Consider the following 14,846-nt stretch of genomic DNA (forward strand, 5'->3'; position numbering starts at 1 on the left):
TAAAGTTTTTTGGAAAAAGGTGAAAAAGATGCAGAAAAATTTGGCAGTTTCGGAAAAAGTCAGTACCTTTGCATCCGCAATTCGGAAGAAGAGCATATTGATCGGGATTTAGCGCAGTTGGTAGCGCACACGTCTGGGGGGCGCGAGGTCGCTGGTTCGAGTCCAGTAATCCCGACAAAGTGAAAGTCCAAGCCACTGGTAAACGGTAGCTTGGATTTTTTTTGATTGTTGTATGTTCATCGGCATCTGATGACGGCTCAGTAGAGGCTCAAGGGCTCAGTTGCAATTGCGTAGGTTTCGCGATGCTCCCAGAGTCTTGAATAGGCATTTCCAGAGTCTGAAGAGGGTCGTTTTAAAGTCTAAAAGCACGTATTCTAAAGTCTAGAAGAGGCGTTTCTAAAGTCTAAAACCAAAGCTTTCGTTTCTGGTCTAGCCCCTGGATGCTCAACATCCAGCCCTTAGAACAACCGCATCCAGGGGCTAAAACGACTCGTTCCAGGGGCTGGATGCGCCACATCTAGGGGCTGGACGGACATCAAAACTAAAGCTATTACAACGCAAAAGCGAAACTATAACAAGACAAAAGCAGCACTATAACGCAACTTTCTGAGACCTTTTGTGTTTTCAGTCTGTGTTTATTGAACCTTGCGCAGCCACCCCCCTCCCATGTAGGGGAGGGGTCGGGGGTGGGGTCAGTGTTGTTCTAACCGCCAATGGAGATACAGACCCCACCCCAGCCCCTCCCCTTGAAGGGAGGGGAGTTCTGCGGATGATATATGTAATTTATAGAACATACCCCAAAAGGAATCTTTCGTACTATGCGGTTGAAAATCCAAGGACTCCGTAGCCCCTCCCCTCCCATGTAGGGGAGGGGTTGGGGGTGGGGTCAGTGATGTTCTAACTGCCAATGGAGATACAGACCCCACCCGTCCCTCCAGAGGGAGAGAGATATTCTCAATAGGATTCCTTTCTATTGATTTCTATCTAAAGAATCTGCTGAGCCACTACAGAAATAACAAAAAGCGCAAATAAAGGATTACCCCTATGAATTTTCGCTTGAGCCTAAAAAGCGTCAACTCACTCCGCGTCCTGTGCGGATATGAAGCATGGATGAATTCAAATCATGAGTTGAAAAGTCGTAACGTAAAGATTAAGGTTTATAATTTGACTTACGTTTTTTCATTTTACTTCATGATGCAGTTGGATGACAAAGTTCTTAGGGAATTTCCTAACCCTGTGCTAGGAAATCCCAAAGAGCGTGCTTACCAAATCAGCTCGCCTTTAAAAAAGTAAATGATAGACACACGATAGCGGGGCTGATTGCTTGATGACAAGCATAACTCGCCTGTATATCCATCAAGATATTGCAACTTTTTCTGGAATAGGAAAGTGCGTTTGGTGTCTCTCACCCAGAATGTTGAGTCGAGATTAATGTGCATGGATGCTTCCTCAAGCAGGTTCACCAGTTTAGGGCTTGTACGCAGTATATTTAATACTTCGTCAAGTTTTCTCATGGTGGGGTAGGGATAGCTGAACAGGGTGGTGGTGTAGAACTGCTCTTCAATTTCGTCTTTACTGAAAGGCTCACCCTTATGTATCTTAATATGACGAGGCGTTGTTTTGCCCAGCACTTTGATTAAGATGCCACACTTATTGCTGCTTTCTTCACGTATGCACATATAGCGAGAGTTTACATACTGGTTGTATGTATTCCTGCCGCTTTTTTTCAAGAATCTCTCTAGTTTTGGAATTACAGTAATTTCTCCTAAACTCCAGTTGTTTGTATTTGCTGTCATTTTCCTTTTGCTTGGTATGCGTTGTTATTCAATGTTACGTAGTGGTTCCTAATAATCGTCTTTAATTGATGCCCCTACCGTTGAACGTTGTAGATAGCTTCGTAGAGGCTCAAATACCTGATTAACGTGGATTTATGCTGCAAAGATAACAATTTTATGGATAAGTTCCAAATATTTTTAAATTTATCTAAACAAAAATCAAAAATATAATCAAAAATTATGGTCTTTTGTATCAAAAGTGGTGCATTTTGTGATAAAGTGTAACTGTTGGCAAGCCAAAGCTACGCATTTGTTTTCGTTCCAAAACTATCGCTTTCCGTATAAAAAATATTAAAAACTTTTGTGCTTCCCGCTACTTTTCGTATTTTTGTCCAACGTTTGTCGGCATGTTTGCATTTGTCGATTGTATCAATAACTAAGTAATGATGAGAAAACTATTAATCAACCTTTTCGTGTGTTGTGCCACCATCGTTTATGCCCAGCAAGTCGATATTGAGGCGCGTTACCGTCTGATTGATGAGGCCATAGCCCAGTCTTCGTCATATGTTGCCCAGCGCGAAGCAAAAATATCGGCAGCACGCCATGCCTTCGACATCAACAGCGGGCAGCAAAAAATGGATGTGGGCTATCAGTTGTACGAACTCTACCGCCCCTTTGTCAGCGACTCAGCCATCTATTTTCTCCGCCAGTGTATCTCGCTGGCCGATCTGCAGGGCAACCGCAACTTATCCGTGCGTTGTCGTTCGCAGTTGGCCATCTGCTGTTCAAACATCGGCCTTTATGACGAGGCCCTCACCATACTCGACTCCATCCATGTCGATAGCAGTCTTGATAAAATTGTGCTGGGCACCTATTATGAAGCCTATAATAATATTTATGGTGAGCTTGGCTATTACACCCATCTCGAAGATATGCGCCAGATATACTGGCAAAAAGAACAACACTACAAGCAGCTGATGTACGACTACCTGCCTGCCACCAGCGAAGCATGCTTTGTTCGCCGCGAGCAGGATGCTCAGAACGCAGGCGACATCAAGACGGCACTTGCCATCAATGACGAGTGGATGAAGACCGTTGAGCCTGGCAGCCATCGTTATGCCATGACCACCCTTTATCGTTTCATCGACTATAAGATACAGCGCGACACCGCACAGATGATGTACTGGCTCACCGAGTCGGTGCTGAGCGACATCCGCAATGCCGTGATGGACCAGGGCAGCATGTGGGAACTGGCCAACCAACTGATGCTCAGTGGCGATGTCGATCGTGCTTCGCGCTACATTAGCTATACCAGCGACTGTGCCAACCGTTATGGTTCGCGTCAGCGCAATTGGCAGATAGCCCCCCTGTTGTCGCACATCGCCAAGGAGTATAAGTCGCAGAGCGAACGCACCACCTCGCAGTTGCTTTGTGCGCTGTCTGTGATTAGCGTGATGTTGGTACTGCTGTTAGCCATTCTTTACATTGTGCATCACCGCAACATCCAGTTGAATGCCGCCCGTAACGACCTGCGCACCTCTAACGATGAGTTGGCCATGGTCAACGATCTGTTGGCCAGCCAGAAGGACGAGTTGTCGCAACTCAATGCCCGGTTGTCGGAGAGCAATCGCGTGAAGGAAGAATATATAGGTCGATTCATGAGCCTCTGCGCACAATATATTGACAAGCTCGATAACTATCGCAAGTTGGTCAACAAGAAGATGAAGAACAAAGAACTTGAAGAACTCTACCAGATGTCAAAGTCCACCGAGCTCAAGGAGAAAGAATTGGAAGAACTATATGAAAACTTTGACAGCGTCTTTTTGCATCTTTTCCCCGGTTTTATCGATGATTTCAATGCTTTGCTGCAGCCCGAAATGCGTATTCATCCTAAAGCAGAGAACCGACTGACCACCGACATTCGCATCTTTGCTCTTATCCGCTTGGGATTTGAAGACTCGTCGAAGATTGCCGAATTCCTCCACTATTCCGTCAACACTATCTATAATTACCGTGCGCGTATCAAAAACGGTGCACTCGGCAATCGTGAGTTGTTTGAAGAGCAAGTGAAGGCTTTGTGACGATGAAACCGGCAAAAATCAGTAATAAATGTCATTTTACACCTTTATATCTCATCCACTCTTTTTCTGAATCTCTTTTAGATGCAAGTGTTTAGAAATTAATAACTTGCACTTTTAATGCATTGGTTGTTGTCCACTTTTTGAATCCACGTGTTCGAGTGGCATTGCTTTTTTGTATAATTTTGAGCCGTCGAAACAATCATCGACGTGATATGTCAATAACCAATTTATTAATCAACTAAAATTATAATTTATCACCAACTAACCAAAGTATGAAAGAAAAAAGGTTTCTGTGGTTGTTGCTGGCACTGGTAGTGTCAATGGCAACACAAGCCCAAAACATTTTGGGTACAGTGACAGACGAACATGGAGAGCCCCTTATTGGTGTCTCTGTCGTCGAGAAATCAAATCCTCAGAATGGTACCGTCACCAACCTCGATGGTCAATTCTCCATCAGGGTGAACGAGGGCGCTGTCGTCGTGTGTAGCTATATAGGCTATGTCACGCAGGAAATGAAAGCCACCCGAGGCATGAAAGTGATGCTGAAGGAAGACTCTCAGGTGTTGCAGGATGTCGTAGTCATCGGCTACGGTGTGCAGAAAAAGAGTGTCGTTACAGCTGCTATTGCTAAGGTCAGCGCCGACGATCTGGACGGAAAGACACGTCTGCGTGCCGAAGATGCCCTGAAGGGATTGGCCGCTGGCGTCAACGTCACCTCCTCGTCGGGTCAGCCTGGTTCAAAGTCAATGGTCCGCATCCGCGGTATTGGTACCATCAACGACTCAAATCCTCTTTATATTATCGATGGAATGCCAACCGATCAGAATGGTATGGAAAGCGTCAACCCCTATGATATTGAAAGTATTGAAGTGCTGAAGGATGCCGCTTCTGGTGCTATCTATGGTGCCCGTGCCGCTAATGGCGTCATCCTGGTGACCACCAAGAAGGGTAAGATGGGCAAGGCCTCCATTAACTATAATTTCGGCTACGGCTGGCAGAGTGCCTGGAAGAAGCGCGATGTGACTGGTGCCACCGACTATGCCATCCTGCAGAATGAGGCAGCCGTACAGAACGGCATGGCTCCTATCTATCAGGATCCCTACAATCTGGTGGATGCCAACGGCCGTGCCATCAAAGGTTTTGGTACTGATTGGCAGGATCTGGTCTTTAACGACAATGCCCCTATAGCGCAGCATGACGTCAGCATCAGTGGTGCTACGGAGAAGGCTAACTACTACCTCTCGTTGGGTTACCTCACTCAAGAAGGTATCGTAGGTGGTAACTATGGACATTCAAACTATGACCGCTTGACCATTCGCTCGAACAATCAGTATAATCTTTTCGATGATTCAAAAGAGCGCAGCTTTCTGAACAAACTGGACCTCAGTGCCAACATCTCTTACATGCGTGTACATAATACAGGTGTGGAGACCAACTCTACCTGGGGGTCGCCACTCGGTTCGGCTCTCTATCTGGCTCCTGTGTTGCCAGTCACACTCGATGCCGGTTATGATCGCGATGGCAATGCCCTTGCTGGCGAGAAGATGATGGATCAGTATGCTAAGTACGAGCTCTATCGCAATGACCAGGGTAATCCTTATACCATCCCCAACTATGTGGGCTCTTATAATGAACAGGTCAACCCAATAGCCCTGATGCAGGGGACACCCACCCGCAATTGGAGTCATAAGTTCATGCCAAAGTTCTCGCTCGACCTGCAGTTGTGGGACGAACTGAAGTACCACTTCACCTACAGTGCCGAGCTCTCGTTCTGGGGTTACGATGCTGCCACCAAACAGAAGTTCTATCTTTCGGGCAATAACAATGCCGACCATACTTCTGCCACATCTTATAAAGGCAATAACTCAACATGGCAGGTGGAGAACACCCTGACCTACGACAAGATATTTGGTAAGCACACCATCGGCGTTGTGCTGGGACAGAGCGCCATGAAGTTCAAGGGCGACGAGCTGGGCGGTTCGCACTGGAACCTCGTCAATATCAACAAACCCAGCCTGAATTATACCACGGGCGGCGATTTGGAACTCTCTACCGATGCCAATGGCAAGATCACGGGTGCCAAGAGTCTGGTGGGCGCTTGGGGCGGACCTTACACCGAGCATCACCTCTCGTCGCTCTTTGCCCGTGTCAGCTACAACTACGACGAGAAGTACATGCTGCAAGGCACCATCCGTCGTGACGGTTCGAGCCGTTTTGGTTCAAACAATAAGTATGGTGTGTTCCCTTCATTCTCATTCGGATGGAACATCATGAACGAAGACTTCATGAAGGATACACGCGACTGGCTGAGCAACCTGAAACTGCGTGCCAGCTGGGGTAAGAACGGTAACGACAATATTGGTGACTTCGCCTACACCACACTGACCACCATCGGCGCCTCCAGCAACTACTATTTTGGTCAGACTGCCTCTATGGTTTACGGCTCGAAAGCCAACCGTCTTGCCAACGAAGACCTGAAATGGGAGGAGAGCGAACAGACCGACCTGGGACTGGACGTGGGCTTCTGGAACAACCAGCTGACATTCAGCGTGGATTACTTCGTCAAGAAGACCAACGGAATGATTATCGAGATGCCCATCCCATCGTATGTCGGCGAAGCTCGACCTCTGGCCAATGTCGGCGATATGGAGAACAGCGGTGTCGAATTTGAACTGGGCTATAAGTGGCACATCTCTGATGCACATTTTGCCGTGAAGGGTAATGCTTCTTACTTGAAAAACAAGCTGAAGAACCTGGGTAACGACAATGGCTTCCTGGACTTCGGCATCAACCAGTTCAGCGATGGCGGCACACGTGCCGAGAACGGACAGCCATTCCCCTTCTTCTATGGCTATAAGACCAACGGCATCCTGCAGAATCAGGCAGAAGCAGATGCCTATAATGCTAAGTATGGCACATCTTCAAACCCTGGTGATTTCCGTTTCGTGGATACCAATCGAGACAATGCCATCACCTCTGACGACCGCACCAATATTGGTAACGGTGTGCCCGACTGGACCTTTGGTCTGAACTTCGACGCTGAGTGGAAAGGCTTCGACCTGAGCGTCTTCTTCCAAGGCGTAAGCGGTGCTGATGTGTTCGACGCTACCTATCGTCAAGATATTCCTTCTGGCAACTATCCCACTTGGATATTGCAGCGCTGGACGGGCGAAGGTACCAGCAATACGGTGCCCACTATTGGCAACTCAAAGAACTGGGTCTGCAGTGACATGTATATTCAGGATGGCAGCTATCTGCGTCTGAAAAACATCACGCTGGGCTACACTTTGCCACGCCATCTCACCCGTAAGGTCGGTGTCAGCCGTCTGCGCCTTTACGCTCGTGCCGAGAACCTCTTCACTTGGACCAAGTACTGGGGCTTCGATCCTGAAATCGGTTCGGGTTCTACCAGTCTGGGTGTTGACTACGGCGTATATCCACAGGCTCGCACCTACACACTGGGATTCAATATTTCGTTATAGTTACAGAGTTTTATGAAATAAAGCGTTTAGATGATATGAACAACAAGATAAACAACCTATTGAAAAAGGGAATGACGGCAGCCAATTATTCACTGCTCACTGTTGGCCTGTCCCTTTTTGTCGCTGCCTGCAGCGACGACTTCCTTGAGGTGAAGAATCCTACGGGAGAACCTCTGGAAGAATATTACACGACGGAGGAAAGACTGAACGAGGCGCTTACCTCGGCCTACGCACCGCTGCACTGGCCCGACTGGGACAATGTGGCCTATAATGACCTGACCGTCGATGGCGAGATCATGGGCGATGACTTCTGGGTCGGTGGCAGCGACGTTCGAGACAACCAGCACTGGCACCGTCTGTTCAACTATGAAGCCGACGGCAATAACACGCTTTCCACACTCTGGGGCGACTTCTACAGTGGTATTAAGCGCTGCAACGATGCTATCAAGTATGCAGGATGGAGCGGCAATGCCAGCGCCAGTTTCCGTGCGTCGATGGAGATGCAGGCTCGTTTGCTTCGCGTGTACTATTATAATATATTGTGGCATTACTATGGCAATGTGCCCTTCTATCTTGAAAACCTGTCGCTGCCCTACACGGCACCTCAGCTCAAAGCCGACGAGATCTATGCTCGCTTGTTGCCCGAACTGGAGGAAATCATCGCCTCAGAGGTGCTGCCCATGCGCTGGCCCGCCGCCGAGTCGGGACGCGTCAGTCAGGCATTCGCCTATATGCTCTATGCCGAGATGGTGATGTATCAAAACGACAGTGCACGCTATCCTACTGCTTTGAAGTACATGCAGGAAATCATAGGTGATCCAAACTATGACCTGAATCCCAGTTTCGCCGACCTGTGGACAGAGCATGGAGAGTGGTGCGAAGAGAGCATCTTCGAGATCAACTACAACGATGACCAAGCACAGCGCGACTGGGGCGCAGCAGCCTTGAATGCAGGTGGAACCGTGTTCCCCACACTTTGTTCGCCAAAGGACTGGAAAGGTGGCGACGGCTGGGATGCCGGTGCCGAGGGTTGGGGCTTCTTGCCTATGAGGGTCGAGACCTATAATATGTATGATGCCGCCGACAAGCGTCGTGACGTGACTTGCTGGAATGTGCAGGGCACTCAGTATTCCGAGCGTTATCAGGACACGCATATCTGGCACGGAAAATATCGTCCGCAGACAGCCAACAATATTGACTGTCCTACCTCGAAGAACCTGAACTATAATAACAACAAGCGTATCTATCGCTATGCCGAGACACTGCTGAACGCAGCCGAGCTGTTGTTGCAGACTGGTGGCAGCGCTTCTGACGCCAAGGACTACGTGAACGAGGTGCGCACACGTGCAGGACTGAAGAAACTGGATGCTGTGACCATCGACGATATCTTCACAGAGCGCCATCTGGAACTGTGCGGCGAGGGCAAACGCTACTTCGACCTGGTGCGTGCAGAGGGCATCAGCGGTGCCACGCAGAAGGCAAGCACCGTGCTGGTACCCGATAAATATGGCTACCGCACCAACACATGGACACCCAGCAAGAAGCATATTCCTCTGGCTCAGAGCGAGCTGGATGCCGACCCAACGCTGGTACAGAACGAATACTAATTGTTAATTAAGGAGTTTAGAAAAAAGTATGAATAAGATATTTCAATTTTCGATGGGAGCTCTGATGGCAGGTGCCTTGTTGAATGCCTGCTCGCCCGACAGTTTCGATGGCGCTGATCCCAATGGTATCCCCTCGGTGGAAAATGTTGATTTCAATATCAGCGTGGACCAGGAGACCAACCAGATGATTGCTACCTATACGCCACAGCCCGGCACATACCCTGTGTGGATTGTCAATGGCAATAGCTATTCTACCCTGCAGGAGGTGGGCTACCAGAATCCTGAGGCAGGCACTTATACCATCGACTTGAAACTGGGTAATCGCAATGGATTCAGTCATGGCGTGGTCAGCAAGTCGTTTACCTTCAATGAGACAAAGATTGACTACACAGCCGACTTCCGTCGTCTTTGTGACAAGGAGTGGCGTATAGCCAACAAGGAAGTGGGGCACCTTGGTTGTGGTCCTGCAGGAACAGCTGCCACCGATTGGTGGAGTGCTGCTCCTAACGATAAAAAGGATTTTGGCATTTATGACGACCGCATCACCTTCACCACGACCAATCGTAAAGGCGGTGGCTATACCTATAATCCTGGTGCCGACGGAAAGACCTTCGTCAATAAGGGCGTAACGAAGTGGAATACGCAAAATGACGCTGATGATGTTGACGTGACGATCGGTAGTCAGACCTCGACCTGGAGTTTCGAGGTTTACGACTGGGAGGATGCTGCCGGTAATGTGACCAAGCAAACTTATATTCAGTTTGCTGCCAACACCATGTTCCCTTATATATCGAGCGATGCTCAGTATGAGAATCCTATGTTCCGCATCGAGTCGCTGACAGCAAGCAAACTGGTGTTGGTCTATGAAACGCCAGACCGCACCATCGCATGGCGTTTCGTGCTGACAAGTGCAGCCGATGAGCGACTGGTTGAAGAGCAGGGCTTTGATGCCAGCAGCGACTTCAACCTGTGGAAGGGCGTTACTCCCACTGCAAGTTTCTACTTCAACCCAGGATGGGTAACTGATCTTACTGAAGAGATGAAAGCTACCTATGTAGAAGGAGCCAATGACTACACGATCACCGTGCCTGAGGCATGTAGTGACAGATGGCAGGCTCAGTTCCAACTGCACTCTGATGTAAACATCACTGCAGACAAGAACTATGACTTCTCTGTCATTCTGAATGCCGATAAAGATGTTGACGGCGTGACAGTAAAGGTGACCGATGAGGCTGATGGCGAAACAATTATCGATGTTGCCGACGTGAGCCTGAAGGCCGGACAGGATGTCGTCTTCTGGAAGAGTGACCTCAAGGGTAAAACCCTCAATCAGGTGAAAGTGGTGTTTGACTTCGGTTATGCGCCCAAGGAAACCAAGATCAATATCAACAGCATTGTGCTGAAAGACCATGCCAACGACGATGGTACCATCGTGAAAGGTGGTGAAAGCGGTGACCAGCCCGTGATGGACTGGGATCCAGCAGCTGCATCTAACCTTTGGGCTGCTGTTGAGGCTGGCACTGCTTTCAAGAGCACTTCCACCTTCTTCGCTAACGAAGGTTGGAGTGCTTTGGAAACTCAGCCGGAAATTATCCATAAAGATGGTGCATGGGAATTTGTAGCACCTGCAGGCGTGGGACCAAATCAGTGGCAGGGACAAGTGAAAATCATGACCACACTCCCGGCATCAAAGGCCAAGAAGTACAACTTCTACTGTGTTGTAGAGTCAGACGTCGATATTAGCGGCGTAACCATCAAGTTGACACAGAGTGACGAAAGTGAAGACAAAAAGCACGACGACAACCACTTCTTCGATGGTCGTCATGATGTGAAGGCCGACGTGCCTCTGATATATAAAGCCGAAGCTGTAGAGCTGAAGAAGGATGATGCTCACGAGTTGACGCTTGTTTATGACTTTGGCGGCATTCAAGAGGGCGCTCATGTCAAAATCAGCAAAATCTTTCTTGAGGAGGCTGTCGTGATGGCCTACGATGATGCCAACAACCTGTGGAAGAGCGTTGATGATGGGACTAACTTTAAAGGCACTTCAACATACTTTGCTGATGCAGGTTGGAGTATGGTGGAGACGCAGCCGGAAATCAAACATGATGGTAGCAAGTGGAGCCTGACTGTTCCTGAAGGTGTCGGTTCAAATCAGTGGCAGGCACAGGTGAAAATCTTGACGACACTGAGTGCCAAGCAGAATGACCCCTATAATTTCCAGTGCACCATTACTGCCGATAGCGATATCAATGACGCTACCATCAAGCTGACACAGAGTGACGAGAGCGAAGAAGTGAAGCACGATGACAACAAATACTTCGATGGTCGCCATAACCTGAAAGCAGATGAGCCTTTTGTTTACAAGGCTACTGGTGTCACACTGCCAAAGGGTGATGCACATGAGTTCACTTTGGTATTTGATTTTGCTGGCGCCCCTGCAGGAACCAATATCACAATCAGTGATATCATTTTTGAAAAAGCACAATAAAGGATAATAAAAGCAAATAATGAAACGTTACATGTTTAGTACTCTATTACTTTCACTCACCGTAGCCCTTCTGGGCTGCGGTGGTGACGGTGATGACTCGGAGCCCTCAGGGCCAGTGATTACCACTTCGTTAGAAACTATCAGTGTGCCAGCTGATGGTGGTACCTATTCAGTAGATGTCAGAACGACAGGCAAAGAGTGGGGACTCTATGCAGAAGGCGATTTTATAAAGGCCACGGCACAGTATTCATCAAATCAAGCGGTTGTCACTGTTGACGAGAATCCAAGCACATCGGAGCGCTCAGGTAACGTCGTGATCATGTCGGGCTCGTCCCGCAAGAAAATCAAGATTACGCAGGCTGCAGCAGAAACTGCCGCCTACAATGCGCCAGAAGGTTATGCGCTGGTATGGCAGGATGAGTTTGACGCAGGAACGGAACTGGATGCCAATAACTGGACACACGAGGTGAAAGGCGCCGGATGGGTCAACAATGAACTGCAGAACTACGTGAACCACAAGACGCCAGAGGGGCAGTTGGTGACACAGGTGAAGAGTGGAACACTGCGTATCACGGCTTTGAAGGAAAATGGAAAGGTTTATTCTGGGCGTGTATATGCCAAAGTAAAACAAGGATGGACTTATGGCTATATTGAGGCCAGCATCAAGTTGCCAAAGGGCAAAGGCACATGGCCAGCTTTCTGGATGATGCCTGTGAACTTTAATTCGTGGCCCGCAGATGGCGAAATAGATATCATGGAAGAGGTGGGCTACCATCCCAACTATGTGTCTTCGAGTCTGCACGCTAATGCGCACGTTCACTCTAATAATACACAGGTGACCCATGAGATGAAGTGTGACGGTGCTGAAGACGATTTTCACACTTATGCCATTCTTTGGACACCAACCAATATCACGACCTATGTGGATGGAAAGGTCCAACTGAGCTATGACAACCGAGGCCTGGGGCGTGACGACTGGCCCTACGATGCTCCCTTCTACATCATCCTGAACCTCGCTTGGGGTGGAAGCTGGGGTGGTGCCCAGGGCATTGACGAGAGTGCGCTGCCTGCCACCATGGAGGTAGATTATGTGCGTGTGTTTCAAAAGAAATGAAACACACGCGACGATGTCTCCTCATGCTTCATTTTGACAAATTAACATACTCTATATAAATATAATGAAACAGATTATAATATCCGCCATGCTGCTTTGTGTCACGATAGATACACAAGCACAGACGTTGCCTGTGTATCTGGATGACAGTAAACCTATGGAACAGCGCATAGAGGATGCGCTGAGTAGGATGACACTCGACGAGAAAATAGCCGTGATTCATGCCCAGTCTAAATTCTCGGCAGCTGGCGTAAAACGTTTGGGATTCCCTGACCTGTGGACCACCGATGGCCCTCATGGGGTGCGTCCAGACGTGTTGTGGGACGAGTGGGAACAGGCTGGACAGACAAACGACTCGTGTGTGGCTTTTCCTGCACTGACTTGTCTGGCTGCTTCGTGGAACCCTCAGATGGCCCGACTCTATGGCGAGAGTTTGGGCGAAGAGGCTCTTTATCGTGGAAAACATGTATTGCTTGGTCCAGGTGTAAACATCAATCGTACGCCTCTCAATGGCCGTAATTTTGAATATATGGGCGAGGACCCTTTCTTGGCGTCACGGATGGTGGCTCCATACATACAGGGTGTCCAGTCAAAAGGGGTGGCATCGTGTGTGAAACATTATGCGCTGAACAATGACGAGGAGAATCGCTTCAATGTGAATGTGGTGGTGAGCGACCGTGCTCTGCACGAGATCTATCTGCCAGCCTTCAAAGCCGCAGTCCAGCAGGGTGGCGCTTGGGCCATCATGGGGGCTTATAACCTGTATAAGAATGAGCACTGCTGCCATAATGCCACGTTGCTGAACAAGATACTGAAGCACGACTGGCAGTTTGACGGGGTAGTGGTGTCTGACTGGGGTGGCGTGCATGACACGGAACAGGCCGTAAGGAACGGTCTTGATATGGAGTTTGGTTCGTGGACCAATGGTCTGACGGAAGGTGCCTCTAATGCTTATGATAGCTATTATTTGGCATTGCCATACAAGAAACTGATTCAGCAGGGTAAGTTCTCTATGAAGGAACTCGACGAAAAGGTGCGCCGCGTGTTGCGCCTGTATTATCGCACCACGATGCAGAAAAATAAGCCCGTCGGCTTCCTTTGTTCTGAGAGTCACTATGATGCAGCACTCAGAATAGCAGAGGAGGGTATTGTGCTTTTGAAGAATGATCATGGTCTCTTGCCATTGAAACAGGGCAAACGAATCTTGGTGGTTGGCGAAAATGCTATTAAGATGATGACCGTGGGCGGTGGCTCTTCATCGTTGAAGGTGCAAAAAGAGATACTGCCTCTTGATGCCTTCAAGGCACAATCGGCAACAGACAATTCTCAACTTTCAATAGACTATGCCCGTGGCTATGTTGGCGACACCGTGCAGAGCTACAATGGCGTGACGGTAGGCCGCAGCCTTTACGATATGCGCACACCGGCAGCGCTAATTGCTGAGGCTGTGGAGAAGGCCAAGAAGGCTGATTATGTGGTCTTCTTCGGCGGACTGAATAAGAGCGATTATCAGGATAGCGAGGGCCATGACCGTAAGGACTATGCGTTGCCCTATGGGCAAAACGAGGTCATTGAGGCTATACTGAAGGTGAATCCACGTCTGGTGTATGTCAACATCTCGGGTAATGCTGTCGAGATGCCTTGGGCCGACAGGGTTCCCGCCATCGTTCAAGGATGGTTTATTGGCTCTGAGAGTGGCGAAGCTCTGGTCAATGTGTTGCTGGGCAAGGCAAACCCCAGCGGTAAGTTGCCATTCTCGTGGTACAAGCACTTGGCAGACTGTGGGGCACATGCTTTAGGTACTTATCCTGGCACATGGCGCAATGGTGAACAGATCATTGATGAGGAGTATAGAGAGGATATATTTGTGGGCTACCGCTGGTTGGAGAAGCAGAACATCAAACCGCTCTTCGCCTTTGGTCACGGACTGAGCTATACGAAGTTTGCAATGAGTTGTCAGTCGTGGACAGACATGGGCAACGGAACGTATCAGTTTAGTGTCAAGGTGAAGAATACTGGTAAGTGTGCAGGCGCAGAGGTCATCCAACTATATATATCTGATAAGGAATGCTCGGTGGAACGTCCTAAGAAGGAACTGAAAGCTTTTGAAAAAGTGTTCTTGCAGCCAGGCGAAAGCAAGGTGGTGACACTGACTATTGGTCGTGAGTCTTTGAGCTTCTATGACGAAGCTGCTCGTGAATGGCGTGCAGAAGCAGGCACCTTTGAGGCTTTGATAGGCAATTCCTCAGACAATATATCTGATAAAATTACGTTTAAACTGAAAGAATGAACGTAT

General features: G+C 48.7%; 7 protein-coding genes and 1 tRNA gene. 7 read left to right on the forward strand and 1 reads right to left on the reverse strand.

The genetic code is table 11. From position 1 onward, the window contains the following. The first annotated feature begins 102 nt into the window (after positions 1 to 102). Positions 103 to 175 (forward strand) — tRNA-Pro (locus L6472_RS02065). Positions 176 to 1,262: 1,087 nt separating this feature from the next. Here L6472_RS02065 and L6472_RS02070 read toward each other — a convergent pair. After that, positions 1,263 to 1,796: a hypothetical protein gene (locus L6472_RS02070; protein ID WP_237806720.1), complete on the reverse strand. Its 534-nt coding sequence runs from the start codon at positions 1,794 to 1,796 to the stop codon at positions 1,263 to 1,265. Positions 1,797 to 2,221: 425 nt separating this feature from the next. Here L6472_RS02070 and L6472_RS02075 point away from each other — a divergent pair, with 425 nt between their 5' ends. From L6472_RS02075 to L6472_RS02100, 6 genes are all read left to right on the forward strand, one after another. Beyond that, complete coding sequence (locus tag L6472_RS02075) at positions 2,222 to 3,856, forward strand: DUF6377 domain-containing protein (protein WP_237806722.1); 1,635 nt, start codon at positions 2,222 to 2,224, stop codon at positions 3,854 to 3,856. 272 nt (positions 3,857 to 4,128) lie between these two features. Further along, positions 4,129 to 7,338, forward strand: coding sequence for a TonB-dependent receptor (locus L6472_RS02080; protein WP_237806724.1), 3,210 nt, complete (start codon positions 4,129 to 4,131; stop codon positions 7,336 to 7,338). A 35-nt stretch (positions 7,339 to 7,373) separates the two neighbouring features. Then, complete coding sequence (locus tag L6472_RS02085) at positions 7,374 to 8,945, forward strand: RagB/SusD family nutrient uptake outer membrane protein (protein ID WP_237806726.1); 1,572 nt, start codon at positions 7,374 to 7,376, stop codon at positions 8,943 to 8,945. A gap of 28 nt (positions 8,946 to 8,973) precedes the next feature. Beyond that, entirely contained in the window at positions 8,974 to 11,436 is a 2,463-nt protein-coding gene (locus tag L6472_RS02090; protein ID WP_237806728.1) for a hypothetical protein, read from the forward strand. A 19-nt stretch (positions 11,437 to 11,455) separates the two neighbouring features. After that, positions 11,456 to 12,550, forward strand: coding sequence for a family 16 glycosylhydrolase (locus L6472_RS02095; RefSeq protein ID WP_237806730.1), 1,095 nt, complete (start codon positions 11,456 to 11,458; stop codon positions 12,548 to 12,550). A 64-nt stretch (positions 12,551 to 12,614) separates the two neighbouring features. Then, positions 12,615 to 14,840, forward strand: coding sequence for a glycoside hydrolase family 3 protein (locus tag L6472_RS02100; RefSeq protein ID WP_237806732.1), 2,226 nt, complete (start codon positions 12,615 to 12,617; stop codon positions 14,838 to 14,840). The last annotated feature ends 6 nt before the right edge of the window (positions 14,841 to 14,846 follow it).

The sequence above is a fragment of the Prevotella sp. E13-17 genome (assembly GCF_022024035.1).
In the GTDB taxonomy this organism is placed as follows: domain Bacteria; phylum Bacteroidota; class Bacteroidia; order Bacteroidales; family Bacteroidaceae; genus Prevotella.